27 protein-coding genes are annotated in these 25,610 nt (G+C 59.5%); 26 read left to right on the top strand and 1 reads right to left on the bottom strand.

All coding sequences use genetic code 11. The annotated features are described in order from the left end of the window. Positions 1 to 2 precede the first annotated feature (2 nt). The 23 genes from fliI to ACQAYK_RS04880 all read left to right on the top strand — a co-directional run bounded on the left by fliI (position 3) and on the right by ACQAYK_RS04880 (position 22,148). Positions 3 to 1,373 (top strand): flagellar protein export ATPase FliI, encoded by a 1,371-nt coding sequence (gene fliI, locus ACQAYK_RS04770; protein ID WP_483167994.1) that lies wholly within the window; start codon positions 3 to 5, stop codon positions 1,371 to 1,373. Further along, on the top strand, positions 1,370 to 1,816 hold the full coding sequence (gene fliJ, locus ACQAYK_RS04775) for a flagellar export protein FliJ (RefSeq protein WP_483167995.1): 447 nt from the start codon (positions 1,370 to 1,372) through the stop codon (positions 1,814 to 1,816). The genes fliI and fliJ overlap by 4 nt, the downstream gene beginning before the upstream one ends. 49 nt (positions 1,817 to 1,865) lie before the next feature. Further along, positions 1,866 to 3,209, top strand: a complete 1,344-nt coding sequence (locus tag ACQAYK_RS04780) for a flagellar hook-length control protein FliK (RefSeq protein ID WP_483167996.1) — start codon at positions 1,866 to 1,868, stop codon at positions 3,207 to 3,209. A gap of 10 nt (positions 3,210 to 3,219) precedes the next feature. Continuing rightward, the gene (fliM, locus tag ACQAYK_RS04785; protein ID WP_483167997.1) at positions 3,220 to 4,233 is read left to right on the top strand and encodes a flagellar motor switch protein FliM; all 1,014 of its coding nucleotides are present in this window, start codon (positions 3,220 to 3,222) and stop codon (positions 4,231 to 4,233) included. Between the two features lie 2 nt (positions 4,234 to 4,235). Further along, positions 4,236 to 4,715 carry a flagellar motor switch protein FliN gene (fliN, locus tag ACQAYK_RS04790; protein WP_483167998.1) on the top strand — a complete coding sequence of 160 codons (480 nt, stop codon included), beginning with the start codon at positions 4,236 to 4,238 and terminating at the stop codon, positions 4,713 to 4,715. A gap of 29 nt (positions 4,716 to 4,744) precedes the next feature. Then, complete coding sequence (gene fliO, locus ACQAYK_RS04795) at positions 4,745 to 5,239, top strand: flagellar biosynthetic protein FliO (protein ID WP_483167999.1); 495 nt, start codon at positions 4,745 to 4,747, stop codon at positions 5,237 to 5,239. After that, positions 5,158 to 5,934, top strand: coding sequence for a flagellar type III secretion system pore protein FliP (gene fliP / locus ACQAYK_RS04800; protein ID WP_483168000.1), 777 nt, complete (start codon positions 5,158 to 5,160; stop codon positions 5,932 to 5,934). Before fliO ends, fliP begins: the two co-directional genes overlap by 82 nt. A gap of 13 nt (positions 5,935 to 5,947) precedes the next feature. Beyond that, positions 5,948 to 6,220: a flagellar biosynthesis protein FliQ gene (gene fliQ, locus ACQAYK_RS04805; RefSeq protein ID WP_215871950.1), complete on the top strand. Its 273-nt coding sequence runs from the start codon at positions 5,948 to 5,950 to the stop codon at positions 6,218 to 6,220. Beyond that, positions 6,217 to 7,008: a flagellar biosynthetic protein FliR gene (fliR, locus tag ACQAYK_RS04810; protein ID WP_483168001.1), complete on the top strand. Its 792-nt coding sequence runs from the start codon at positions 6,217 to 6,219 to the stop codon at positions 7,006 to 7,008. The genes fliQ and fliR overlap by 4 nt, the downstream gene beginning before the upstream one ends. Before the next feature lie 3 nt (positions 7,009 to 7,011). Beyond that, a complete protein-coding gene (gene flhB, locus ACQAYK_RS04815; RefSeq protein WP_215871948.1) occupies positions 7,012 to 8,142 on the top strand; it encodes a flagellar biosynthesis protein FlhB in 1,131 nt (376 codons plus the stop codon). Positions 8,143 to 8,145: 3 nt separating this feature from the next. After that, positions 8,146 to 10,209: a flagellar biosynthesis protein FlhA gene (flhA, locus tag ACQAYK_RS04820; protein ID WP_215885396.1), complete on the top strand. Its 2,064-nt coding sequence runs from the start codon at positions 8,146 to 8,148 to the stop codon at positions 10,207 to 10,209. A 24-nt stretch (positions 10,210 to 10,233) separates the two neighbouring features. After that, a complete protein-coding gene (gene flhF, locus ACQAYK_RS04825) occupies positions 10,234 to 11,349 on the top strand; it encodes a flagellar biosynthesis GTPase FlhF (protein WP_215871947.1) in 1,116 nt (371 codons plus the stop codon). Between the two features lie 16 nt (positions 11,350 to 11,365). Further along, positions 11,366 to 12,244: a MinD/ParA family protein gene (locus ACQAYK_RS04830; protein ID WP_215871946.1), complete on the top strand. Its 879-nt coding sequence runs from the start codon at positions 11,366 to 11,368 to the stop codon at positions 12,242 to 12,244. Further along, positions 12,245 to 12,967 carry an RNA polymerase sigma factor FliA gene (gene fliA, locus ACQAYK_RS04835; RefSeq protein ID WP_215871945.1) on the top strand — a complete coding sequence of 241 codons (723 nt, stop codon included), beginning with the start codon at positions 12,245 to 12,247 and terminating at the stop codon, positions 12,965 to 12,967. It abuts the gene before it with no gap. Further along, on the top strand, positions 12,967 to 13,710 hold the full coding sequence (locus tag ACQAYK_RS04840; protein ID WP_215871944.1) for a flagellar motor protein: 744 nt from the start codon (positions 12,967 to 12,969) through the stop codon (positions 13,708 to 13,710). The genes fliA and ACQAYK_RS04840 overlap by 1 nt, the downstream gene beginning before the upstream one ends. Before the next feature lie 94 nt (positions 13,711 to 13,804). After that, positions 13,805 to 15,823 carry an excinuclease ABC subunit UvrB gene (gene uvrB / locus ACQAYK_RS04845; RefSeq protein WP_215871943.1) on the top strand — a complete coding sequence of 673 codons (2,019 nt, stop codon included), beginning with the start codon at positions 13,805 to 13,807 and terminating at the stop codon, positions 15,821 to 15,823. Between the two features lie 174 nt (positions 15,824 to 15,997). After that, positions 15,998 to 16,264 (top strand): antitoxin, encoded by a 267-nt coding sequence (locus tag ACQAYK_RS04850; RefSeq protein WP_215871942.1) that lies wholly within the window; start codon positions 15,998 to 16,000, stop codon positions 16,262 to 16,264. Positions 16,265 to 16,267: 3 nt separating this feature from the next. Continuing rightward, positions 16,268 to 16,672: a type II toxin-antitoxin system VapC family toxin gene (locus ACQAYK_RS04855; RefSeq protein ID WP_215871941.1), complete on the top strand. Its 405-nt coding sequence runs from the start codon at positions 16,268 to 16,270 to the stop codon at positions 16,670 to 16,672. A gap of 143 nt (positions 16,673 to 16,815) precedes the next feature. Beyond that, positions 16,816 to 17,865: an NAD(P)-dependent alcohol dehydrogenase gene (locus ACQAYK_RS04860; protein ID WP_215871940.1), complete on the top strand. Its 1,050-nt coding sequence runs from the start codon at positions 16,816 to 16,818 to the stop codon at positions 17,863 to 17,865. A gap of 137 nt (positions 17,866 to 18,002) precedes the next feature. After that, complete coding sequence (locus tag ACQAYK_RS04865; protein ID WP_215871939.1) at positions 18,003 to 19,637, top strand: CTP synthase; 1,635 nt, start codon at positions 18,003 to 18,005, stop codon at positions 19,635 to 19,637. Beyond that, the gene (kdsA, locus tag ACQAYK_RS04870; protein WP_215871938.1) at positions 19,637 to 20,485 is read left to right on the top strand and encodes a 3-deoxy-8-phosphooctulonate synthase; all 849 of its coding nucleotides are present in this window, start codon (positions 19,637 to 19,639) and stop codon (positions 20,483 to 20,485) included. Before ACQAYK_RS04865 ends, kdsA begins: the two co-directional genes overlap by 1 nt. After that, positions 20,482 to 21,762: a phosphopyruvate hydratase gene (gene eno / locus ACQAYK_RS04875; RefSeq protein WP_483168002.1), complete on the top strand. Its 1,281-nt coding sequence runs from the start codon at positions 20,482 to 20,484 to the stop codon at positions 21,760 to 21,762. Before kdsA ends, eno begins: the two co-directional genes overlap by 4 nt. Before the next feature lie 41 nt (positions 21,763 to 21,803). Further along, complete coding sequence (locus tag ACQAYK_RS04880; RefSeq protein ID WP_215871936.1) at positions 21,804 to 22,148, top strand: FtsB family cell division protein; 345 nt, start codon at positions 21,804 to 21,806, stop codon at positions 22,146 to 22,148. Between the two features lie 78 nt (positions 22,149 to 22,226). On the opposite strand, the gene efp is transcribed toward ACQAYK_RS04880, so the two are convergent. Then, a complete protein-coding gene (efp, locus tag ACQAYK_RS04885) occupies positions 22,227 to 22,787 on the bottom strand; it encodes an elongation factor P (RefSeq protein WP_215871935.1) in 561 nt (186 codons plus the stop codon). 77 nt (positions 22,788 to 22,864) lie between these two features. Here efp and ACQAYK_RS04890 point away from each other — a divergent pair, with 77 nt between their 5' ends. Genes ACQAYK_RS04890 through pgsA form a run of 3 tightly spaced genes read left to right on the top strand, consistent with a single transcriptional unit; the run spans position 22,865 to position 25,609 of the window. Continuing rightward, positions 22,865 to 23,173, top strand: coding sequence for a gamma-butyrobetaine hydroxylase family protein (locus ACQAYK_RS04890; RefSeq protein ID WP_215871934.1), 309 nt, complete (start codon positions 22,865 to 22,867; stop codon positions 23,171 to 23,173). After that, positions 23,154 to 25,031, top strand: a complete 1,878-nt coding sequence (gene uvrC, locus ACQAYK_RS04895) for an excinuclease ABC subunit UvrC (protein WP_255790179.1) — start codon at positions 23,154 to 23,156, stop codon at positions 25,029 to 25,031. Before ACQAYK_RS04890 ends, uvrC begins: the two co-directional genes overlap by 20 nt. Beyond that, the gene (pgsA, locus tag ACQAYK_RS04900) at positions 25,028 to 25,609 is read left to right on the top strand and encodes a CDP-diacylglycerol--glycerol-3-phosphate 3-phosphatidyltransferase (protein ID WP_215871932.1); all 582 of its coding nucleotides are present in this window, start codon (positions 25,028 to 25,030) and stop codon (positions 25,607 to 25,609) included. Before uvrC ends, pgsA begins: the two co-directional genes overlap by 4 nt. The last annotated feature ends 1 nt before the right edge of the window (position 25,610 follow it).

Raw genomic sequence — 25,610 nt, forward strand, 5'->3', positions numbered from 1 at the left:
GGATGGAAGCACTGACCCAGGAGCGCTGGGAGGCCCATCTCCTGCAATTGCGCAAACGCCTGCCAGAGACGTTGCCACCCTTGTTGCCTGGTGGTCGCTTGCTGCGGATCGTCGGTCTGGTCCTGGAGGCCGAAGGGCTGAGCGCTGGCATTGGTACACGTTGTCAGGTGCGGGCAGCCAATGGCCGTGCGGTAGACGCTGAGGTCGTGGGGTTTCAGGATGGGCGTTTGCAGTTGATGGCTGCCGGTGATCTACACGGTGTCGCTCCTGGCGCGCGCGTCCAGCCCCTGGCGGGGGAGGCGCAGGGGGTTGCCAGTCCGGCCATGCTCGGGCGGGTCGTCGATGGCCAGGGATTGCCGCTTGACGGCAAGGGGCCACTAGCCGACGCGGAGCCGGTCTCCCTCACCGGGAAAGCCATCAATCCGCTGAATCGAACTCCGATCCGTCAGCCTCTGGATGTGGGCGTGCGTGCGATCAACGCCCTTTTCACCGTTGGTCGTGGCGCGCGCATGGGGCTTTTTGCCGGGAGCGGGGTGGGCAAGAGTGTGCTGCTCGGCATGATGGCACGCAACACCGATGCCGATGTCATCGTTGTCGGCTTGATTGGGGAGCGCGGACGTGAGGTAAAGGAATTCATCGACGAGATCCTTGGGGAGGAAGGCCGGCGGCGAGCCGTGGTGGTCGCCGCGCCCGCAGACGCCCCCGCCCTGACGCGCATTCGGGGCGCGCATCTCAGCACTGCGATTGCCGAGTATTATCGTGAGCGTGGACAGCATGTGCTGCTCCTGATGGACTCGCTGACGCGCTATGCGATGGCCCAGCGCGAGATTGCGCTGGCGGTGGGTGAGCCGCCGGCGGTGCGCGGTTATCCGCCTTCGGTATTCGCCCGCTTGCCTGCCCTGGTAGAGCGGGCAGGAAACGGTGATGCCGGGGGCGGGAGCATTACCGCCTTCTATACGGTGCTGATGGAGGGAGATGACCAGCAAGACCCCATCGCCGACAATGCCCGTGCAGTTCTCGATGGGCATATCGTCTTGTCGCGCGCATTGGCGGAACAGGGGCACTATCCGGCGATTGATCTGGAATCCTCCATCAGCCGGGTCATGCCCAACATCAGCCCGGCACGTCAGGTACAGGCGATGCAGCGTTTGAAGCGCCTCTATGGTCGCTATCGCGAGCAACGGGATCTCATTGCCGTGGGCGCCTATGCCCCGGGGATGGACCCGGTGCTGGATCAAGCCGTGCAGTTGTATCCGCAGATCGAAAAATTTCTCTGCCAGGATCAGTTCGAGTCGGTCTCCTTGGCCCAGGCGCAGCAGGAATTGACGTCGCTCCTCGACGAGGGTCCGCGGGCGATGGGGCCTGAGGCATGAGCCGCGAGCAAACCATTCGCTACCTGCAGGACATGGCCGGTATGCGGGAACAGGACCTGCGTCGCTCACTGCTCGCGCAACGCCAGATGCTCAACCAGTTGCGGGAAAAGTATGCCTTGCTGCAGGGATATCTGGACCAGTACCGGCAAGAGTCTGCCGCACGGGAAAGCGCGGGGATTGCCGGAGGCGATATTCTGCGTTGGCGCGGCTTCTTGCAGCAATTGACGACCGTGCTGCAGCAGCAGGGGCGGTTGATCCGGGAGCAAGAGCAGCGCCTGCAGCACTTGCAGGAGCAATGGCAGCAGGCCAAGGCCAGGGAACGGGGTTTTTCTCACCTTTTGCAACGTCTGGACCACGACCGACAATTGGCAGAATTGAAAAAGGCACAGAAGGAGATGGATGACTGGGCGTTGCGCGCAGTGCAGATGCGTGTGGGGTTTTGATTGGATCGTTTTTTGCTTGAGACTTGGCATTGATAGCGGAGATTGGCGTATGAGTATGCTACCTGTAGGGGGGCTGGCAGCCCCAGAGCAGGCCGTGGCGGTCAGTGCCAAGGCGGAAACGAACCCGGGAGATAGCGCTTCTGGCTTTGCCCAGGTCTTGTCGCAGCAGTCCGAGAAAGGTGCTGATGCGGGTCAGGGTGCAGGCAATGCACAGGGCGCGCCGGTGCTCACACGCAGCGACGCCACAAGTCAGTCAACCGGGAAGGAGGATCCCGGAGCGGCTCAGCAAACAGGAACCTCCTTGCAGGCCGCGGCACCCAAGCAAAAGACTGGGACAGAAGCACACAGTAAGGATCGGCATGCGCCTGCCGAGCCGACGCGCGCGCCGGTTGATGGGGCGGATTTGCACGGTCTGCCGGCGAATCCGTCTGGGGTGCCTGTTGTAGGCCGCAGCGTAGAGGGATCTTCCGCGCCGAAGACCCCGGCAGTGCAGATGTCGCCGGTGAACCCTATGTCGCTACTGTCGGATGCCGCAGCAAAAAAGGATGTAAAAGATGGCAAGGATTCCAGGAACGCGGCCAGTGGCGACACGCCTCTGCCGATTTTGCTCGCGCCGGTAAATCCTCCGATGCTGCCCCCGCAGGCCGAAAAGGCCAAAGGGGAGGATCGGGCGACGCCGAGCGGTCGATTGCTGCAAGACCTGCAGAGCAACGGCACCCTGCGTTCCGATCAGGCCTTCTCGGGATTGAATCAAAGCGATATTGCCACTGCCAGCGAGCTGTTTCGACCGCTGCTGAAGACGGCGCTGACCACGGATTCCCTGACGGGAACAACGACGGGTACAGCAGAACTGGCAAAGGCGAAAGTAGATCTGACGAATAGCCCCCTGTCCGACAGCAACTCCCTGTTTGGCATCCTGCAGATGCCCCAGCTCGCAGGCAGCGTAGCGACTCCGGCGCAGGTGCAGCTTTCGCCATCGCTGGAGGAGCAGCCTGCCTGGGGGCAAGCGCTTGCCCAGGGGGTGCAATGGATGGCCCAGGGCGGTGTGCAGCAGGCCGTCATTCACCTCCATCCAGAACACCTTGGCCCCCTGGTGGTACAGCTGGAGCTGGGGCAGAACGGGCAGGCTTCCGCGGTATTTTTATCAGCCCACGCCGACGTTCGCGCGGCGATCTCGGCAGCGGTACCGCAACTGCAGCAAAATTTTGCTGCCATGGGCCTGAATCTTGGTCAGGCAAGTGTGGGCTCCGGTTGGTCAGGTACCGCGGGCGAGCGGCGCAATGAGCGCGGAGCCAGCGATGCCGATGACGGCTCGACGGATGCCGTCGCCCCTGTGCTGTCCGCAGCGCCGACGCGGATGACGCATCAGGGCCTGTTGAGCACTTTCGTGTAGGCGCTCGCGTATGAGTCAGCAAATCTTGAGTCAGGACGAGGTGGACGCGCTCTTTCAGGGTATGAATGAGGGTGAGGTCGACCTGTCCCCGGGAGATGTGCCTGAGGAAGGCGGAATCCGTCCCTACGATCTGGCCAATCAGGATCGTATTGTGCGGGGACGCATGCCGACCCTGGAGGTGATGAACGAACGCTTTGCCCGACTGTGGCGGGTCAGTTTATTCAATTTTTTGCGTCGCAGCGCAGAAATCTCCATTGGCGCGGTGAAGCTGGTGAAATACAGTGAGTTCATTCGCAGTCTGGTGGTGCCCAGCAATATCAATATCGTTTCCCTGAAGCCCTTGCGGGGCAGTTGTCTTTTTGTCTTTGATCCACGCCTGATCTTTTCCATTATCGACAATTATTTTGGCGGGGATGGGCGTTTTCATGCGCGTATCGAAGGCAGGGATTTTACCCCCTTGGAATCCAGAATCATCAATAAGTTATTGGGAATGGCGCTGCAAGACTTTAAAACCGCATGGAAACCGGTCATTGATTTGGCGCCGGAGCCGCAGCGGTCCGAAGTGAATCCGCAATTTGTCAATATTGCCACTCCAACGGAGGTGGTCATTACCACGGAGTTCCATGTGGAGCTCGAATCGGGCTCCGGATCTCTGCAGGTGTGTCTGCCTTACGGTATGGTCGAGCCGGTGCGTGACCAGCTTACCGCAGGTACCATGGCGGACCGCTCGGAAGTCGATAAACGCTGGATCCAATCGCTCAACAGCGAATTGCAGGAAGCCGAGCTGAATTTGGAGATTGAATTCGTCCGTAAGAAATTGACACTGGGACAGGTCTTGCAATTACGCGACGGTGACGTGATTCCGATTGATATGCCTGAGCAACTCGTGGCACGAGTGGATGGCATTCCGGTGTTTTCTGGTCGTTATGGCATACATGGCGAAAAATATGCCATTCAGTTTGATCATGGCCTGACACCGGAAACAGAAGAAGGCTTGAACGCCATGGCGGCGTGGGAGAAATAAAGATGGCCGAAAGCGATAAGGATCCCTCGGGTCAGAGTGCTGCTGACGACATCATGGCAGACTGGTCGGCAGCCCTGGCAGAGCAGGAGGCGGTTGCGTCCATGCCGGGCGAGGCGGCGGTTGACCAGGGGTCAGATACTGGCAAAAAAACGGCAACAGATCCCGCTGCCGCAAGGCCGGTCTCCATGCCGCCCCTACAGGACGCGGGCACAGCGGAAAAGATCGATAACCTCGATATGATTCTCGACATCCCCGTCACGCTTTCCGTCGAACTCGGGCACACCAAGATTCAGATCCGCAATCTCCTGCAGCTGGCGCAGGGATCGGTAGTGGAACTCGAGCGTCTGGCGGGTGAGCCGATGGATGTGCTGGTGAACGGCTATCTGATTGCCCAAGGCGAGGTGGTCCTGGTCAATGATAAATTTGGCATCCGGCTGACCGATATCATCAGTCCCGCCGAGCGCGCGAAGAAGCTCCGTTGAAGCAGCAGCGCCCTGTCAAGGATTCGTCATTGCAGCTGTCAAGACTTCGTCATCTGCTTCTTGTGCTGCTGCTTGCCCCGCTCCCGGCGTTTGCTGCGCAGACGGGTCCTGCAGTCTTTTCCCCTTGGGCAATCCTGCGCCTGATCGCCGCCCTGATCCTCGTATTACTGGTATTTTTCGCCTTGATCTGGCTCTTTCGTCGTCTGCAACCCGGCGTTGCCGGTGTCTCGGGTAGCCCTATGCGGGTCTTGGCATCGCTTCCCCTCGGCACGCGGGAACGCCTCTTGCTAGTGGAGGTCGGCAAGCAGCAATTACTGCTGGGAGCGACGCCGGCCGGGATCACCCTCCTGCATACTCTCCTAGAACCGCTGCCCGTGGATTCCGGCAGTCCGGCCTTTTCCGGCTGGCTGCGGCAAGCAATGGAGAGGCGTAAGCAAGAGCAATGGCAGAATCAGCAAGCAAGATCCGCAGGGGAAAAACGGTCCTCCTCAGCAGCGGGCTCCTCCTCGGAGGGCTCCTCCTAGCCAGCCCGAGCTTTGCGGCCGGAATGCCGGGGGTGACGGCAACGCCCACGGCTGGTGGTGGTACCGACTACAGTCTGAGCATCCAGACGCTGCTCTTCATGTCGGTGCTGGTGTTTCTGCCCGCCATGCTGCTCATGATGACGGCCTTCACCCGCATCATCATCGTACTTTCTCTGCTCAAACAGGCCCTGGGCTCCACCCAGATGCCACCTTCTCAGGTGATGGTGGGACTGGCGCTGTTCCTGACCTTTTTTGTGATGGCGCCGGTGTTTCAAAAGCTGAATACCGAGGCATTGCAGCCGCTGGCGAATAATCAAATCAGTTTGAGTCAAGCGATGGACCGTTCCGAAGGCCCGCTGCGCACCTTCATGTTGGCACAAACGCGGCCGGATGACCTGGCATTGTTCGTGAAATTGTCGGGTCATAAGCAATTGCGTGCGCCGGACGATACGCCCATGGATCTGCTGATCCCTGCCTTTATTACCTCGGAATTAAAAACAGGATTTCAGATCGGATTTTTGATTTTTATCCCTTTCGTCATCATCGATCTGGTGGTGGCAGCAGTGTTGATGTCTCTGGGAATGATGATGTTATCGCCGGTGACCGTATCCTTTCCCTTCAAATTGATGCTGTTTGTTCTGGTCAATGGCTGGGATCTGGTCATTGGCTCTCTGGTGCAAAGCTTCGTGCACTAGGAAGGAGGCGAAAATGAGTCCGGGTAGTGTCATTACTGTGGCTGAGCATGCAATTTGGACCGCACTCTGGCTGTCTCTTCCCCTGCTTGGCGTCGCCCTGGTGGTTGGGGTATTGGTGAGCATTTTTCAGGCAGCAACGCAGATCAATGAAATGACTCTGAGCTTTGTGCCCAAGGTCCTTGTGCTTGCCCTCGTGGGGGTGATCGCGGGACCGTGGATGCTGCAACTGATGATGAGCTACACCACGCATCTGTTTCAGCAGATTCCGCAATTGATCAGCCAATGATCAGCATCAGCAGCCTGCAGATAGAACACTGGATCGGCGCTTTTTTCTGGCCTTTCGTGCGGATTCTGGCCTTTCTCAGTACCGCGCCGGTATTCAGTGCGACGCAAATCCCCATTCAGGTACGGGTTGGTCTGGCCGTGCTGCTCAGTGTGGCGCTGGCGCCGGCCTTGCCGGCCATGCCGCCAGTGGATTTTTTGAGCGGCGGGGGATTACTCTTGCTGATCGAACAGATCCTTATCGGTGTCAGTATTGGCTTTGCCGTGACCCTGATTTTCAGTGCAGTACAGTTTGCCGGATCGGTCATCAGTCTGCAGATGGGGCTCGGCTTCAGCACCTTTTTTGATCCGCAGACGGGCGTGGAGATCCCCACTCTCTCGAATTTTTTGAATCTTGTTGTTCTGTTGCTTTTCATGGCCCTGAATGGGCAATTGCTGACGCTGGTGGTGCTCGATCGCAGTTTCACGATTTTTCCGGTAAGTGATCAGATCGTTCTCCACGCAGATGCCTGGCACAGCCTGGCAGCGGCGGGCGCTATGGTTTTTTCCCTGGGGCTGGCAATTGCGGCGCCGGTGCTGGGGGCGCTGTTGTTGATCAATATCGCTTTGGGGGTGTTGAGCAAGCTGGCACCACAGCTCAATCTCTTTGTCATCGGTTTTCCGTTGTTGATTGTCGTGGGATTTATTGCCCTGGCTTTGTTGATGCCGGCCATGCAGATGCTGGTGCGACAACTGCTGCAGATCTCTTTGCACCTCAGCGGTCAGGTATTGCTACAAGCGGCGCGAGGTTGAACGATGGCCGAAGAGAGCGGGCAGGAGCGCAACCAACAGCCGACCGGAAAACGCATCGAGGAGGCGCGGCGGAAAGGGCAGGTGCCGCGCTCCCGCGAGCTTTCCACCAGTGCGGTTTTGCTCGCAGCGGCGGTATTGTTTTACTTTTTTGGGGCGCGTTTGTCCTCTGCCAGTAGCGACTTTCTGCGGGCCGGATTGCACTTGTCGCCTGCGGTGATGCTGAACGAACGCGATATGTTGCGCCAACTGGTACAGATGACCACCTTCGCCCTGGAATGGCTGCTGCCGTTTTTGTTGATTCTGGTGCTGGTCGTGCTCTTTTCCGGGATGGTTCTGGGGGGCTGGAACTTCAGTGGCAAGGCTTTGGTGCCTGATTTTTCCCATCTCAATCCGCTGACGGGGCTGCAACGTATGGTTTCCAAGCATGCACTGCTGGAGCTCGTCAAGGCGCTGCTCAAGGCACTGGTGATTGGCGGCATTGGCGTGACCCTGGTCTACGCGCAGCGTCGCGCCCTGCTGGGATTGATCCACGAGAGCCCGCAGGTTGCCATTCATCATCTCTTCGCCATGCTTGGCCTGCTCTTTGTCTTCATGGCCGGCAGTACCCTGCTGATCGTTGCCTTTGATGTGCCATTTCAGCTTTGGTCCTACAACGAAAAACTCAAAATGACCGAACAAGAGGTCAAGGACGAGATGAAAGAGCAGGAGGGCAATCCCGAGGTCAAGCGCAGGATCCGTAGCCTGCAACGGGAGATGGCGCGGCGGCGCATGATGGCGGCGGTACCCAAGGCCAGTGTGGTGGTCACTAACCCCACCCACTTTGCGGTGGCTCTCCGCTACGAGGAGGGTAAGGACATTGCGCCGGTCCTGCTCGCCAAGGGCGCCGATGTCGTGGCGGCAAAAATCCGGGAAATTGCACGCGCGCATGGGATCCCCCTGGTCGAGGCGCCACCCTTGGCGCGTGCCTTGTATCACCACGTGGAGTTGGAGCAGCAGATCCCGGCCACCCTCTACCGGGCGGTGGCCGAACTGTTGGCCTATCTCTATCAGCTACGGGTCGCCCGTCCTGGGAAGATGCCCGAACTGCCGCAGCAATGGTCAGTCCCGGCCGAACTCGATCAGGGAGGGAAATAAGTGATGGATAGCATTCTGCGCTTACTGCGCCGGATCAACTGGCACACCCTGGCGGCGCCAATCCTGGTGATCATGATCCTGGCGATGCTGATCATTCCCCTGCCGACCTTTCTCCTCGATATCTTTTTCACCTTCAACATCAGCCTGGGCCTGATCATCCTGCTGGTCAGTCTCTACATGACCAAGCCTCTGGAGTTCTCTGCCTTTCCCACGGCATTGTTATTGACGACCCTGCTGCGCCTATCCCTGAATGTCGCCGCGGCCCGGATTATCCTGCTGCACGGGCAGAATGGTACGGGCGCCGCCGGTGTCGTCATCGAATCTTTTGGCCAGTTTGTTGTAGGGGGCGATTACGCCGTTGGCATCATCGTTTTCGCCATCCTGGTCATCATCAACTTCGTGGTGATTACCAAGGGTGCCGGGCGGATCGCGGAAGTGAGTGCCCGCTTTACCCTGGACGCCATGCCGGGCAAGCAAATGGCCATCGACGCGGACCTCAACGCCGGCCTGATCGATCAGCAGGAGGCGCAACGGCGACGCCAGGAGATTGCCCAGGAGGCAGACTTCTTCGGTGCCATGGATGGTGCCAGTAAATTCGTGCGCGGTGATGCCATCGCTGCCATCCTGATTTTGTTCATCAACCTCATCGGTGGCCTGATTATCGGCGTCTGGCAGCATGGGCTGTCGCTGAGCACCGCTGCGCACGACTATACCCTGCTCAGTATCGGCGATGCCCTCGTGGCGCAGATTCCGGCCCTGGTCATTTCGATCGCCGCTGGCATTGTCGTCAGTACCGTCAATACCGGCACTGACCTGGGTAGCCAACTGCTGGGCGAACTGCTGCGCAATGATGAGGCACTGATCGTCGTGGCCATCATCTTTGCCCTGCTCGGGCTGATTCCCGGTATGCCGCATATTCCCTTCCTCGGTGCCGCACTGGTCCTCGGCGGCTACGCGTGGTGGCGGCGGCGTCAGCGCCCCAAGGAAGTGGAGAGTCCGCCGCCGTCGGCAAGCGAGCCGGAGGAGGTCAATTGGGATAGCGTCGAACCGGTCGACCCTCTCGGCCTGGAGCTAGGCTACCGCCTGATTCCGTTGGTCGACAAGGGAAGTGGCGGCGAATTACTGGCGCGTATTCGCGGGGTGCGCAAAAAATATGCGCAGGACTTCGGCTTTCTCGTGCCGGCGGTACATGTGCGTGATAACCTCGAATTGCGCCCGACCTTGTATCGCATCACCATCCGTGGAGTGGAGGTAGCGAGTGGTGAGGTCCTGCCGGATCTGCTTCTCGCCATCGACCCAGGTAATGTCCTCGGCCCCCTCGAGGGCACCCCCACCCGTGACCCGAGTTTTGGCTTGCCGGCGGTGTGGATCGACGCCCAGAGCCGTGACAAGGCGGTAGCCCTGGGCTACACCGTTGTGGACCCAGCCACCGTGATCGCCACCCATCTGCATCAGGTGCTGCAGCAGCGGGCGGCCGAGCTCCTGGGGCGCGAGGAGGTCGAGGGGCTGCTCTCCCATCTGGCCGTTCGTTCCCCCAAACTGGTTGAAGATGTCATTCCCAAACTCCTCTCGGTCGACAGGTTCAAGAAGATCCTGCAGAACCTGCTACGGGAATCCGTGCCGATCCGCGACTTGCGGACGATCGTCGAAACCTTGGCGGAACATGCCGCCGAGAGTCAGGATGTCGACGCCTTGACTGCCGCCGTTCGTCAGGCCTTAGGTCCTTACATTGTGCAGAACCTGTTTGCGGGGCAGAACGAGCTGCCGGTCGCGGTTCTTGATGCAACGCTGGAACAGTTATTGCATGATAGTCTTCGTAATAGTAGTGAACACGGTCAGAGTGAACAGATCGAACCGGGCTTGGCGCAGAAGGTATTGGAAAAGGCGGGGACGTTGATGCAACAGATGGAGGCGAATGGGATGCAGCCGGTGCTTTTGGCCATGGGACCCTTGCGCGGTTTCCTGGCTCGCTTCCTGGCCCGCTCGGCGCCACGCCTGCGGGTGCTTTCTTATGGCGAGATTCCCGATAACAAGCGCATCCGAGTGGTCGGTACTCTAGGCGCTTGATGGCTCTGAAAGGATGAATGGACGATGAAGATGCGCAGATTCCAAGGTAGCACGACGCGCGAGGTCCTGACACAAATACGACAGGCCCTGGGGCCAGACGCCGTCATACTCTCCAATCGCAATCTCGCCGACGGGGTGGAGATCGTCGCCGCCATCGACTTTGATGAAGCCGAGCTGATGGCCGCCGCCACCGCCAAGCCGCAGAAGCCGGTCATTGATCAGGCCGCGACTGAGCAGACGGAGACAGAGACGAGAGCAGTGCAGAAACCGGAACCAGTCCGGCAAGAATTGCAAGCATTGCGTGCCCTCGTCGAGAAGCGCTGGGGCCGTCAGCCCGTCGCCAATAGTGTGGCGCCTCCTGCTCTCGATCGGGCGCGTTTGCAGGGTCTTGGTTTTCACGCAGCGCTGTTGTCGCAGCTGGAACGTGCGGCAGCAGAGTTGGGGGCGCGCGAAGGGATGATTCATGTCCTGCAGGAGCAGATCGGCGCGTTGTCCGATCCCCTGGGTGATGCCGGCATCATTGCGCTGCTTGGCCCGACCGGGGCGGGCAAGACAACCAGTGTGGCCAAGCTCGCTGCGCAGCAGGTCTTGCGCTATGGTCCGGAGACGGTCGCCCTGTTCACCAGTGATACCTACCGCATTGCGGGGGTGGAGCAGCTCAACATCTACGCAAAGATCCTCGGGGTGCCGGTAGAGGTCTTGCGCGGCCCGCAGGATCTCTTGTCCGCTCTGCAGAAGCATCGGGGCAGGCGCTGGATTTTCATCGATACCATGGGCCTCAGCCCGCGTGACGAGCGTCTCAACGAGCAACTGCAGTGGCTCGATGCGCTGGGCGACAATCTGCGACGTTTGCTGTTGCTACCCGCAAGTCTCGCCCAGCAGAGTCTCGATCAGGTATTGCAGCCCTACGCCAAGCTCTCTCTCACGGCAGCAATACTGAGCAAGCTCGACGAGGCACCCGCCTGTGGCGCGGTGCTGGAGTGGCTGGCGGCAAGAAAACTGCCTCTCGCCTATCTTAGTGATGGGCAAAAGGTCCCTGAGGATATTCAGCCCGTTACCTGGGATTTCCTGGCGGATGCCATGGGGCTGGCTACGGGCGCCCTCGCCGCCGGTGGCAACAGTCGGTATCATGAAGCGTGAAATAATGGAGCCACCAATGGCGATGCAAGACTACGGAGATCAGGCGGACGGATTGCGGCGGATGCAGGGCGGGGCAGCCAGGGTTTTGGCGATCGCCAGTGGCAAGGGCGGGGTTGGCAAGAGCAACCTTGCCGTCAACCTGGCGCTGGCGTTTGCGGCGCGCAGAAAGCGCACGATCCTCTTCGACGCGGATCTTGGTCTGGGTAATGTGGATGTCCTCCTGGGATTGAGTCCGCGTTATCACCTTGCCCATGTTCTGGCCGGAGAAAAGACCCTGGCAGAGATCATCCTTTCGGGTCCTGAGGGGATCGAAGTGCTGCCTGCTGCCAGCGGTATCGCGGACATGGCCAATCTGGATGTCCGACAACAGTCTGGCCTGCTCGATGCCCTTGCCGCCTTGGAGCGAAGCTACGATTACCTGATCCTGGACCTTGCTGCGGGGATTGGCCCAGACGTTTTACGCTTTTCGCGGGCCGCTGACCACGTCCTCGTCGTTGTCACCAACGAGCCGGCATCCATCACCGACGCTTATGCCTTCATGAAGGTGTTACGTCGAGACTACGGTTTGCGGGATTTTTCGGTGGTCACCAATATGGTCCGCGACGCCACCGAGGGCGAAAAGCTCTTCTCGCGCCTTGCCGCAGTCGCACGGCAGTACCTGGAAATCCACCTTCGGCACGCCGGAACGATCCCTATGGACCAGTACCTGCGTAGCGCAGTGCGCACCCAGCAGCCGCTCCTGCTACGTTTTCCCGATAGTGGTGCGGCGAAGGCCTTTCGTATCCTTGCTGATTCCATTCTCGCCTGGCCGAGTCCCAGGCAGGTGACGGGAACGTCAGCAAATCTGTTTTCCTCCCGCCTTTTGCTTGAGGAAGGCCCCGCCGGACAACCGTGAATGTCAGACCGCATCATCGACAGTGCAACGCGTAGCGCGCAGGTGGCAGAGTATCTGCCCCTGGTGCAGCGGATTGCACAGCGTCTGCTGGTGCGGCTGCCTCCCAGCGTCGATCTCGGAGATCTGGTACAGGCGGGTCTAATGGGTCTGCTTGATGCCCTGGAGCAAAAAGAGGGCAGTGCCAACGATGCGGCCTTCCAGAGTTACGCCGCGATCCGTATTCGCGGGGCGATGCTGGATGAGCTGCGCGAGCAGGACTGGTTGCCTCGGCGTGCGCGCCAGCGGGAGCAGAAGATTGCCAAAGGGATGGCGCGCCTGGAGCAGCGCCTCGGGCGCGCGGTGAGCGAGGAAGAACTGGCCGAAGATCTGGGTTGGACCCTGAAAGAGTATCAGGAAGCCCTGCGCGATGGCGGCGGGCAGTTACTGTATCTGGAGGATTTGTCCAGCGACAACGAGAGCTTTGTGGCGCAGCATTTGCGTGATGACGGCGAAGATCTCCCCGAGATTCTGAGCGCCCAGCATTTTCAGCGCGATCTGGAGCATGCGATTGCTCGTCTGCCGGAGCGGGAACGGCTGGTCATGGCGCTCTACTACCAGGAAGATCTGACCTTGCGCGAGATCGGCAAGGTCCTGGATCTCACCGAGTCGCGGGTGTCCCAGATCCTGCGCCAGGCCGTCTTGCGCCTGCGTTCGTCGCTCATCGACTGGCGTGAGGAGGCGTGATGGATTTCCTTACCATCATTGGTGTGCTGGTTGCCATCGGCGGGATCCTGCTGGGTCAGTTTCTCGATGGCGGGAATCTTGCCTCCATCATCCAGCTCACGGCCTTCTGCATTGTCATTGGCGGGACGACCGGTGCCGTGATGATCCAGTACAAATTGCCGGTCTTTGTGCGCTCGCTCAAGATGTTACCCTGGGTGCTGAAGGCGCCGGCTATCGATCCGCAACCCTTGATCGAGCAATTGGTGGAGTGGAGTCATACGGCACGAAAAAATGGTTTGCTTGCCCTGGAAGGGAGCCTGGACAGCGTCGCCGATCCCTTTCTGCGCAAAGGCTTGCAAATGCTCGTCGATGGTACTGAGCCGCAGAAAATTCGTGATACCCTGCTGGTCGAGCTGGAGGCACGGGAAGCCATCGAACGGCAGGCAGCCAAGGTCTTCGAATCTGCGGGAGGCTACTCGCCCACCATCGGTATTCTCGGCGCCGTCCTTGGACTCATTCACGTCATGGAAAATCTTGCCGATCCGGCCAAGCTCGGTGCCGGCATCGCCACCGCCTTCGTTGCCACCATCTACGGTGTCGGCTCGGCCAATATCTTTTTTTTGCCGGTATCCAACAAAATCAAAGGGATCGTCCACGAACGCAGTTATCTACGGGAAATGACGATCGAAGGACTCGTGGCGGTAGCCGAGGGCGAGAATCCGAAGATCATCGAGGCTCGGCTGCAGAGTTTTTATGTACACTAGGGACGTGGCGCGAGCACGGAACTAGAGAATCAGCGCCCTTCCGCCCATCTGCAACTCGGACTAAGCTTGATGCTTCTGGTAGAGCGAGGGCGAGATGGAAAAACGGCAAATGGTACTGGAAAGCCTCTTTCCCCCCCAAGGCGATCAACCCAAGGCCATCGCAGGGCTGGTACAGGGGCTGCAGGCCGGGGAATTCTTCCAGACCCTGCTCGGGGTGACCGGCTCCGGTAAGACCTTCACCATGGCCAACGTGATCGCGCAGACGCAGCGGCCGGCCATCGTCATGGCCCCGAACAAGACCCTGGCGGCACAGCTCTACGCCGAGCTGCGCGCCTTCTTCCCCCATAATGCCGTCGAATATTTCGTCAGTTATTACGATTACTATCAGCCCGAGGCCTATGTGCCGTCCTCTGATACCTTCATCGAGAAGGACGCCTCGATCAACGATCATATCGAGCAGATGCGCCTGTCGGCGACCAAGGCCCTGCTCGAACGGCCGGATGTGATCATCGTTGCCACCGTATCCGCCATCTATGGTCTGGGGGATCCAGCTGCGTATCACCGCATGATTCTGCATCTGCGGGAGGGCGACCAGATGGAGCAGCGCGCCATCCTGCGGCGTCTCGCTGACATGCAATACAGTCGTGATCCTCTGGAGCTTAAACGCAGTACCTTTCGGGTGCATGGCGATGTCATCGATATCTGGCCGGCCGAGAGCGAAGACGAGGCGGTGCGGGTGGAGCTCTTTGGCGACGAGATCGAGCGCGTTTCCCTCTTCGATCCCCTGACCGGCAAGACCATCACCCGTTTGGCGCGCTACACCGTCTATCCGAAAAGCCACTATGTGACGCCGCGCGAGACCATTCTTGCGGCCATCGAACACATCAAGGACGAGTTACGGGAGCGTCTGGAAACCCTGCGCGAGGCCAACAAGCTGGTGGAGGCGCAGCGTCTGGAACAGCGCACCCGCTTCGACCTGGAGATGATGGCAGAATTGGGTTACTGCTCGGGTATCGAAAACTATTCCCGCTACCTTTCCGGACGCGCGCCGGGGGAGCCCCCGCCGACGTTGATGGACTATATGCCGGAGAATGCATTGCTGTTCATGGACGAATCTCATGTGACGGTACCGCAGTTCGGTGGCATGTATAAGGGCGATCGTTCGCGCAAGGAAACCCTAGTCGAATATGGTTTTCGCCTCCCCTCGGCGCTCGATAACCGACCGCTGATGTTTGCGGAGTTCGAGCGCCTCATGCCGCAGACCGTTTTTATCTCCGCGACGCCCGGCCCTTACGAGCTGGAACACTCCAGTGCCGTTGTCGAACAAGTGGTGCGCCCCACGGGGCTGGTCGATCCCGAGGTGGAGGTGCGGCCAGCACAGGGGCAGGTGGACGATCTGGTGAGCGAGATCCACCAGGTGATCGCCAGTGGCTGGCGCATTCTCGTCACTACCCTCACCAAGCGTATGGCCGAGGACCTGACCGATTATTTGCATGATTTGGGCATCCAGTGTCGCTATCTGCATTCCGATATCGAGACCGTGGAGCGGGTGGAGATCATTCGCGATCTGCGCGCCGGGGTCTTTGATGTATTGATTGGCATCAACTTGTTGCGGGAAGGGCTCGACATGCCCGAGGTGGCTTTGGTGGCTATCCTCGACGCCGACAAGGAGGGTTTTCTGCGTTCCGAACGCTCCCTGGTGCAGACCATCGGCCGCGCCGCGCGCAACCTGCATGGGCGCGCCATCCTCTACGCCGATGTCGTCACCGGCTCCATGGAGCGGGCGATTCGTGAAACCGAACGCCGGCGCGAGAAGCAGCTCGCCTTCAATACCCAACATGGCATCACCCCCAAGGGCATCCATAAGCCCGTTGCCGATATCATCGAGGGGGTCTATCACCGCAGCGGCAAGGGCCGTGCCAAGGCTGCCGAGCCGGTTGCCACCTATGCAACCGATGATCCGCAAAAGCTGGCGAAGCAGATCAAGGGTCTGGAAGAGCAGATGTACCGTCACGCGCGCAACCTGGAGTTTGAGGAGGCAGCGCGCCTGCGCGACCAGATCCACCAGTTGCAGGCCCGCCTCTTCGGGCCTGAGGCGACGGCGGTCATCTGAGCCGTTTCGCGCTCGGTCGTTCCATTTAATTCTTGCGTGCAATGGCGCAAGTTCGCCAGCATCGGCAATACTCGCCAACAAACTTTTGTCGGACACCGGCTGGGGCAAGGGGCTGTGGATTGAAGGAGTTGCGCACGCGGTATATCCTGTATACACATTGCTCAGGAGGTCATCATGCAGACCCGCGTATTCAAGAGTGGAAACTCTCTGGCCATTCGGATTCCCAAGGAACTAGCGATTGTCGAGGCGAGCCAGGAAGTGGAAATCGAGCGAGTTGGTAACACCTTGGTGATTAAACCTTTGGAAAAGAAGACCTTGGCAGATTTGCCGGACATTTTTGCGATGTTCAGCCCGGATTTTATGGCAGGAGGTCGAGAATTCCACGAACAAAAAGAACGCGATTGGGGAGATTTCGATCAGACCGCAGAAAAACCGGATTGATCGATGCTGTACATGCTCGACACCAATATCTGCATTTATCTCGCCAAGCGACGCCCAGCCTCCCTGCTTTCCCGATTTCAGACGCTTGAACAGGGAGAGGCGGTCATGTCGGCGGTGACCTATGCCGAATTGCGGGCAGGTATCGAGATGCAGCCCGCCAACCGGGCGCATGATGAAAAGATTCTGAGTTTGATTGTGAGCCGTGTCCCCATCGTGTCTTTTGAGGAAGAGGCATCCGTGGCTTATGGATTTCTCCGTGCGGCCATTCCAAACCGCCGTCGTGATGCCCTCGATCGCCTCATTGCCGCCCATGCGCTTAGCTTGGGGGCTACCCTGGTTACCAACAACGAGGCTGATTTCCGGGACTATCCGGGACTGCTGGTGGAAAACTGGGTCGCTGCTGCATAAGCGGCCCCGAAAATTGCCCGCTTGGTCGCGTGGAAGCTTCTGTTTAGATACTTTAGAGGCGCTGTAGGGTTTTAGCGGTTTTGCCAGGGCACTGCGTTTATCCTATAATCTACCGACCGGTTGGTATTTATAAGGAGATGCTCATGAGTTCTGTCAAAGCCTACGCTGCTCAAGCCGCTGATACCCCATTGGCCCCCTTTCAGCTGGATCGCCGCGAACCTGGTCCCGAGGATGTGCAGATCGATATCCTCTACTGCGGGGTCTGTCATTCCGACCTGCACACCGCGCGCAACGAGTGGCATAACACCCTCTATCCCTCGGTCCCTGGGCATGAAATCGTTGGTCGGGTAACGGCAGTGGGTAGTGCCGTCAGCAAGTTCAAGGTGGGCGAGCTGGCGGGGGTAGGCTGTATGGTCGACAGTTGTGGCCACTGCAGTTCTTGCCATGAGGGTGAAGAACAATATTGTGAGAATGGTTTTACCGGCACCTACAATGGACCGGTTTTCGGCGGCGAGAATACCTATGGAGGATATTCCCAGCGCATCGTGGTGAAGGAGTCCTTCGTCCTGAAAATTTCCCACAACGAGAAAGATCTGGCGAGTGTGGCGCCATTGCTCTGTGCTGGCATCACTACCTATTCGCCATTGCGGCATTGGAAAGTAGGACCGGGGATGACCGTCGGCATCGTTGGTCTGGGGGGACTGGGGCACATGGGGGTTAAACTCGCTCATGCCATGGGAGCGCATGTTGTCTTGTTCACTACCTCGCCGGGTAAGATGGAGGATGCCAAGCGCCTGGGCGCCGATGAAGTCGTCATCTCCAAAGATGCCCAGCAGATGGCGAAGCAGGCAAACCGCTTTGATTTCATTCTCAACACCGTGGCAGCGCCCCATGATATCAATGGCTTTTTGCAACTGCTGAAGCGTGATGGCACCATGACCCTGGTCGGTGTGCCGGAACATCCACATCCGTCGCCAGAGGTTGCGAGCCTGATCTTCAAGCGTCGCAGTCTCGCTGGCTCCCTCATCGGCGGCATCGCCGAGACCCAGGAAATGCTCGATTTCTGCGCCGAGCATGGGATTGGCTCCGACATCGAGGTCATTCCCATGGACTATGTCAACACGGCCTACGAGCGTATGTTGAAAAGCGACGTGAAATATCGCTTCGTCATCGATATGGCCAGCTTGAAGTAGCGCAATCCACCGGGGCGAGGCCTTCTATCCCGCTTCGCCCCTGGACATGATGGCGTCCAGATGCCGGTCGCGACGTTGTTTGTCTGGCCGGATTTGGCTACCATGCAGGCGTTTTTGCAGAGCGACTGAGGGGCACGATGACCAAGTATATTTTTGTCACCGGCGGGGTCGTCTCCTCTCTCGGTAAGGGTGCGGCGGGCGCGGCCCTGGGGGCATTGCTGGAAGCGCGTGGCCTGCGGGTGACCATGCTCAAGCTCGACCCATACATCAATGTCGATCCGGGTACCATGAGCCCCTTCCAGCATGGCGAGGTTTTTGTGACCGCGGATGGGGCGGAAACCGACCTCGACCTGGGCCACTACGAGCGCTTCCTCTCCGCGCGTATGAGCAAGCGCAATAATTTCACCACCGGTCTGGTCTACCAGACGGTCATCGAGAAAGAACGTCGCGGCGACTATCTGGGTCGCACGGTGCAGGTCATTCCGCACATCACCGATGAGATCAAGCGCCGCATTCGCCTGGGCGCGGAAGGGGCGGATGTCGCCCTGGTGGAGATTGGCGGCACGGTGGGAGATATCGAGTCGCAACCCTTCCTGGAGGCCATCCGGCAGATGGCGGTAGAAGAAGGGCGGGGCAATACCATCTTCCTGCACCTGACCCTGGTTCCTTACCTGCCCTCGGCGGGGGAGATGAAGACCAAGCCGACCCAGCATTCCGTGCGCGAGCTGCGCGCCATCGGCATTCAGCCCGACGTGCTGCTCTGTCGCGCCGATCGCCCCATTCCGGAAGATCATCGCGCCAAGATTGCGCTCTTTTCCAACCTGCCCGATCGCGCCGTGATCTCCGCCATCGATACCGACAGCATCTATCGCATCCCGCTGCTTTTCCATGCCCAGGGGCTGGACGAGCTGGTGGTGGAAGATCTGCATTTGCCTGCCCAGCAGCCGGATCTATCGGTCTGGGAAGGCATCATCGATGCCATGGAACACCCGCAGGGAGAGTTGTGCATTGCGCTGGTCGGCAAGTACGTCGGGCTGACGGAGTCCTACAAATCGCTTTCCGAAGCGTTGTTACATGCGGGGCTGCGAGCCCGGCGCAAGATCCGCTTTCTCTTTGTGGATGCGGAAGAAATCGAAGAAAGGGGGCCGGAGTGTCTGGCGGATGCCGATGCCATTCTCGTGCCAGGCGGCTTTGGCGGACGTGGCACGGAAGGAAAAATCCGCGCCATTCGCCACGCGCGCGAACAGCGGATTCCCTACCTCGGGATCTGTCTGGGCATGCAGTTGGCCGTCGTCGAATTCGCCCGCCACTGTGCTGGGCTGTCCCATGCCAACAGTACCGAACTCGATCCCAATACCCCGGAACCAGTTATCACCTTGATGCAAGGATGGACCGATCCCGATGGACAGGTGACCTATCGCGAGGCCGGCGGCAACCTGGGCGGGACGATGCGTCTGGGAGCGCAGGTTTGCCGGCTCGAAGCGGACAGCTTGGCCGAACGCGCCTATGGCCGCCGGGAAATCGAAGAGCGGCATCGCCATCGCTTCGAGTTCAACAATCGCTATCTGGCGCCATTGCAGAAGGCAGGTCTGCGCTTTTCCGGGTTCTCTGCCGATGGTGCGTTGGTAGAAGTAGTCGAATTGCCGGATCATCCCTGGTTTCTGGGGTGTCAATTTCATCCGGAATTCACCAGTAATCCACGCGAAGGTCATCCGCTCTTCGATGCCTTTGTCAGTGCCGCACAGAGTTACCGTACCCAGGGGGGCCGCTGATGAAACTGTTGGGATTTCCGGTAGGGCTGCGCGAGCCGTTTTTTTTGATTGCCGGACCCTGCGCCATCGAGAGCGAGGACTTGGCGCTGCGCAGTGCTAGATCCTTGCGAGAAATTTGCGATCGTCTCGGCATTCATCTCATCTACAAAAGCTCCTACGACAAGGCCAATCGCTCTTCGGGTGGCAGCTTTCGCGGACCGGGAATGGAGGAAGGGCTGCGGATTCTGCAAAAAGTGCGTACTGAGATCGGTGTGCCCGTGCTCACCGACGTGCACGAGAAGGAAGATGTAGCAGCGGTCGCCCAGGCGGTGGACGTGCTGCAGACCCCTGCCTTCCTCTGTCGTCAGACCGATTTCATCCAGGCGGTCGCTGCGGCGGGCAAGCCCGTCAACATCAAGAAAGGTCAGTTTCTGGCCCCTTGGGATATGGCCAATGTGGTGACTAAGGCCAAGGCAACCGGCAACGAGGACATCCTCGTCTGTGAGCGCGGCGTCAGTTTTGGGTACAATAATCTGGTTTCTGACATGCGATCGTTGGCGGTGATGCGTCAGACCGGGTGCCCGGTGGTCTTCGATGCCACCCACTCGGTACAGCTGCCGGGGGGGCAGGGTGACCGCTCGGGCGGGCAGCGGGAATTCGTACCGGTACTGGCGCGGGCAGCCGTGGCGGCGGGCGTTTCCGGCCTGTTCATGGAAACCCACCCGGACCCGCGCTGTGCCCTCTCCGATGGTCCTAATGCCTGGCCTTTGGGGCAGATGGAAGCACTCCTGCGGGTACTGCAACAAATCGATCACGTCGTCAAAGCGCAAGATTTCCCTGAAGACCATCCTGAGGAGTTACTACCATGACCGCCATCGTCCAGATCCATGCCCGAGAAGTGCTCGATTCCCGTGGCAATCCCACTGTCGAAGCCGAAGTAACCCTGGAAAATGGTGCCATGGGTCGTGCCATTGTGCCGAGCGGCGCCTCCACCGGCGAGCGCGAGGCCGTCGAGCTGCGTGACGGTGGCGAGCGTTTTGGCGGCAAGGGGGTGCGCAAGGCGGTCGAGAACGTCAATGGCGAAATCCAGGATCTTCTTCTCGGCATGGAGGTAGAGAATCAGGCGGAACTCGATGCCGAGCTCTGTGCCCTGGATGGCACGGCCAACAAATCGCGCCTGGGTGCCAATGCGATCCTCAGCGTCTCCCTCGCCTGCGCCCATGCCGCAGCGCGCTCCTTGGGACTGCCCTTGTATCGCTATATGGGAGGCCTGGGACCGATCCAGTTGCCGGTACCGATGATGAATGTCATCAATGGCGGCGCCCATGCCGACAATGCCATCGATATGCAGGAATTCATGCTTATTCCCGCGGGTGCGGAGTCGTTTTCTGAGGCCCTGCAGATGGGCGTCGAGGTCTTCCATCGGCTGAAGGCGGTGCTGCATGGTCGGGGCCTGGCGACCACCGTCGGGGATGAGGGCGGCTTTGCCCCCAACCTGCCCTCCAACGAGGCGGCTCTGGAACTGCTCGTCGAGGCCATCAGTCAGGCCGGATATACCCCCGGTGAGGATATCTGGCTGGGTATGGACGCGGCATCCAGCGAATTTTTCCGCGACGGGCACTATCATCTGAGCAGTGAAGGCCGCTCGCTGGACAGTGGCCAGTTTGTCGATTACCTCAATGATTTGGTCGACCGTTATCCCATCCTGAGTATTGAAGATGGTATGGATCAAAACGACTGGGAAGGTTGGGTGCAGCTCACCGACCGCTTGGGGGATCGCCTGCAGCTGGTCGGTGATGATATTTTCGTCACCAATACCAGCATCCTGCGGGAGGGCATCGATCGCGGCGTGGGTAACAGTATCCTGATCAAGCTCAATCAGATCGGCACCCTGACCGAGACTCTGGCGGCCATCGAAATGGCCAAGACGCACTGCTACACCGCCATCGTGTCGCATCGTTCCGGTGAAACCGAAGACACTACGCTGGCGGATCTGGCGGTGGCCACTGGTTGTGGGCAGATCAAGACAGGCTCCCTGTCGCGCACCGATCGGGTGGCTAAATACAACCGCCTGCTGCGCATCGAAGAAGAACTTGCCGATGCCGCACGCTTCCCGGGCCTTGCAGCTTTTTACAATCTGGACTAATACTGTATTCAACTCTGTAATTTTTTGTAGCAAAGGATGTCATGGCCGTCGTTTGGGATGCTTCTCTGGATTCGGCTCGCGCTGCGGTTTCCCGCATCGGCGGGCTAAGTCGTGTCGATTGGCTCCTGCTGGCGGTCCTGCTGGGCCTGCAGTATTTCCTGTGGTTCGGCGCCGGTAGTTGGTGGTCGGTAGCGCAACTGCATGCGCAGGTGGAACAGCGCCAGAGCGATGCACAGAGACTGGAAAAACGGAACGACAAGCTCGCCGCCGAAGTCCTCAGTCTGCAAAATGATTCTGGTGCGGTTGCCGGCTTGGCACGGCGGAACCTTGGCCTGGTAGGTAAGAACGAAGTCTTTGTCTGGGTGATTCCTGCCAAGGCGAACTGAGCCGCCTGCCGCAGCCGCAGTCGTGAAAGCAGAAAGCCCGCCAATGGCGGGCTTTCTGTTGTCGGAACCCCGCCTCGTTCAGGCGCGGTCGATATAGGTGCCGTCCACAGTATTGACGCGGATCTTTTCGCCATTGTTGACGAACTGCGGTACCTGCACGGTGATACCGGTTTCCATGCGCGCCGGCTTGTAGGAGCCAGTGGCGGTCTGCCCCTTGATGGCGGGCTCGGCTTCAACCACTTCTAAAATGACGACGGGAGGCAGCTCGACGCCAATCGGCCGCTCGTTGTGCAGGTTGACCTGGATCTCGGTATTGGGCAACAGGTAGCCAGTCTGGCCTTCCAGCAGATCCTCGCTCAGGGTCATCTGCTCGAAGCTTTCGTTATCCATGAAAACATAGCCAGTACCATCGTTATAGAGGTACTGCATCTTGCGCGGTTCGACCACGGCCTTTTCCATCTTTTCTTCCGAGCGGAAGCGCTGGTTGGTCTTGGTGCCGGTCTCGATGTTTTTCATCTCCGCCTGCACAAAGGCGCCACCCTTGCCGGGCTTGACGAAGTCAGTCTTGAGTACGCGCCACAGGCCCTTCTCGTATTCGAGGATGTTGCCGGGGCGGATATCGAAAGCGGAGATTTTCATGTGCAGTCCTGTAAGGCATTCCCTTTGCTGGGCGCGGATTGTACCCTAGGGCCATTATTCTGACCAGCGAGGCCCTCATGTCAGCGCGTACCCAGCCCATCGAAATTCGTCCCCTCATGCTCAGCAAGGTGATGGAGATTGAGTGGGGCGACGGTCACACCAGTCGTCTGACCTTTGAACACCTACGTGTCGAGTGCCCCTGTGCCGAGTGTAAGGGGCATACGCCAGATCAGGCACAGGTCATTACCGGGAAAGAGGATGTCAATCTCGTGGATATCCAACCTGTCGGTAATTATGCCGTGCAGCTACACTTCAGTGATGGACATGGAACCGGTATCTACACTTGGGACTACTTGCGCCGTCTCGATGAAACCCAGTCCGACTGAGTCGGAAGAGGCCACGCTGCTGCGGGAGGCGGAGCAACCCTTCGTCCTCGCAGACTTTTTGCGCCAGCTGAGCGCTGGCCCCGGCATTTACCAAATGTTTTCCGGCGCTGGGCAGATCCTCTATGTGGGCAAGGCGCGTAACCTCAAGCGTCGGGTCAGTTCTTATTTCCACAAGAATCGCCACAGTCCCAAGACCCAGGCCATGCTCCAGCAGGTAGAGCGGGTGGAAGTCATTCACACCCATACCGAAACCGAGGCCCTGGTCCTCGAGGCGCAGCTCATCAAGCGTCACCATCCGCCCTATAACATCCTTCTGCGGGACGACAAGAGCTATCCGTACCTGCTGATCGAGACCCATACTGCGTTTCCGCGCATGGGTTTTCACCGCGGTGCGCAGCGGGCCAAAGGTCACTACTTTGGTCCCTATCCCGCGGTCAGCTCTTTACGCGAGAGCATGGTGTTGCTGCAGAAGGCCTTTCGCCTGCGTACCTGTGAGGACAGCGTTTTCAGCAACCGCAGCCGGGCCTGTCTGCACTATCAGATTCGCCGCTGCAGTGGCCCTTGCGTTGGGCATATCCGTCAGGAGGACTACGCGGCGGATGTCAGGGCCACATTGCAGTTTCTGCAGGGGCGCAGTGATGAGGTTTTGCAGGGCTTGCAGCAGCGCATGCAGACCGCCGCCGAAAATCTGGCCTTCGAAGAGGCAGCGCGCCTGCGGGATCAAGTAGCTGCGCTGTCGAAGATGCAGGAGCGGCAGTACGTCGCCCAGTCTGGCGGTGGGGATTTTGATGTGCTGGCCGCCGTCGAGGAAAATGGCCAGTGGTGCATCTATCTCAGCTTCTTGCGTCACGGCAGACAGCTCGGGGGGCGCTCGCTCTTCCCCAGGCATGCCGAAGGCGTGCGTGGGCCGGAAATGATGGCCGCCTTTCTCGGACAGTACTACGCCGATCGGGAAATCCCGGGCAATCTGCTGCTCAATCTGCTGCCGCGGGGCGCCGCCGCCTTGCAGGAGGCACTGAGCGAGCTCGCCGGGCGCAAGGTGCTCATCGATCAGCCGCAACGGGGCCCGCGCAAGCGCTGGATGCAGATGGCGGAAACCAACGCGCGCCTCGCCCTGCGCGCCCGGGCGCAGCAGGCTGGCCAGGGGCAGCGGCGCATGCAACTCCTGCAGGAGCTCTTTGCTCTGGAAGAACCCCCACAGCGTCTGGAATGTTTCGATATCAGCCATACCCGCGGCGAGGCGGCCACGGCCTCCTGCGTGGTCTTCGATGCCGATGGCGCTCGCAAGGACGCCTATCGCCGTTTCAACATCAAAGGGATCACCCCGGGAGATGACTATGCCGCCATGGAGCAGGCAGTCTTGCGCCGCTACGCGCGGCTGCAGGACGAAGGCCAAAGCCTGCCCGACATCGTCTTCATCGATGGCGGACCAGCACAATTGGCGCGCGCTGTGGCGGCGCTCGCCGAGCTGGGGATCGACAGTGTTCAGCTCTGTGGTGTGTCCAAGGGTACCAGTCGCCGCCCTGGTCTGGAGTCGCTGCATGCACCGCAATGGTCGGCGCCGCGGCAACTTGCCGCCGATGATCCCGCTCTCCTGGTCATTCAGGAGATTCGTGATGAGGCACATCGTTTTGCCATTACCGGCCACCGCGCACGGCGGGCGAAGGCACGCCAGGAGTCGGAGCTCGATGTGATCGACGGTATTGGGCCCAAACGGCGTAGCGCCTTGTTGCGGCGTTTTGGCGGATTGCGGGGTATTCGTGATGCGGGGGTCGATGACCTGCAGCGGGTAGAAGGGATTCGCCGCGAACTTGCTGAAAGGATCTATGACCATTTCCATCCGGGGGCCCGGCCATGATGGCGCGTTTGCCCAATTTTCTGACGATGCTGCGGGTGTTGCTCATCCCGGTCTTCGTCCTGCTGTTTTTCCTGGGGGGCACGGAGCGCAGTTACGGAGCGACCGCCATTTTTGCTTTTGCCGCCCTCACCGACTGGGCGGACGGCTACCTCGCGCGTCGTTATAACGGCGTTTCGCCCTTTGGCACCTTCCTCGATCCGGTGGCCGACAAGCTCATGGTCGCCACTGCCCTGATCCTGATTTGCGCCAGTGGCGAGATGCCGGCGATCCTTGCGGGCATCCTCACCAGCATCATTGTGGGCCGGGAGATCACCATCTCGGCGTTGCGCGAGTGGATGGCGGAGCTCGGTGAGCGCAAGAAGGTTTCCGTATCCTGGCTGGGAAAGGTCAAGGCGACTTTGCAAATGCTAGCCATCGTATTCCTGTTGTATGCGGGGCCGGTGGCCTGGGGGATTGCCGCCCGCGACATAGGCATAGCCCTGCTCCTGCTCGCGGCGGCGATGACCTTGTGGAGTATGATCGAATATCTGCGTGCCGCCTGGCCGAGCCTGATGGGTAAACGGGTCGCTGACTCATAAC

This window comes from Acidithiobacillus sp. AC3 (assembly GCF_050261095.1).
In the GTDB taxonomy this organism is placed as follows: Bacteria; Pseudomonadota; Gammaproteobacteria; order Acidithiobacillales; family Acidithiobacillaceae; genus Igneacidithiobacillus; species Igneacidithiobacillus copahuensis.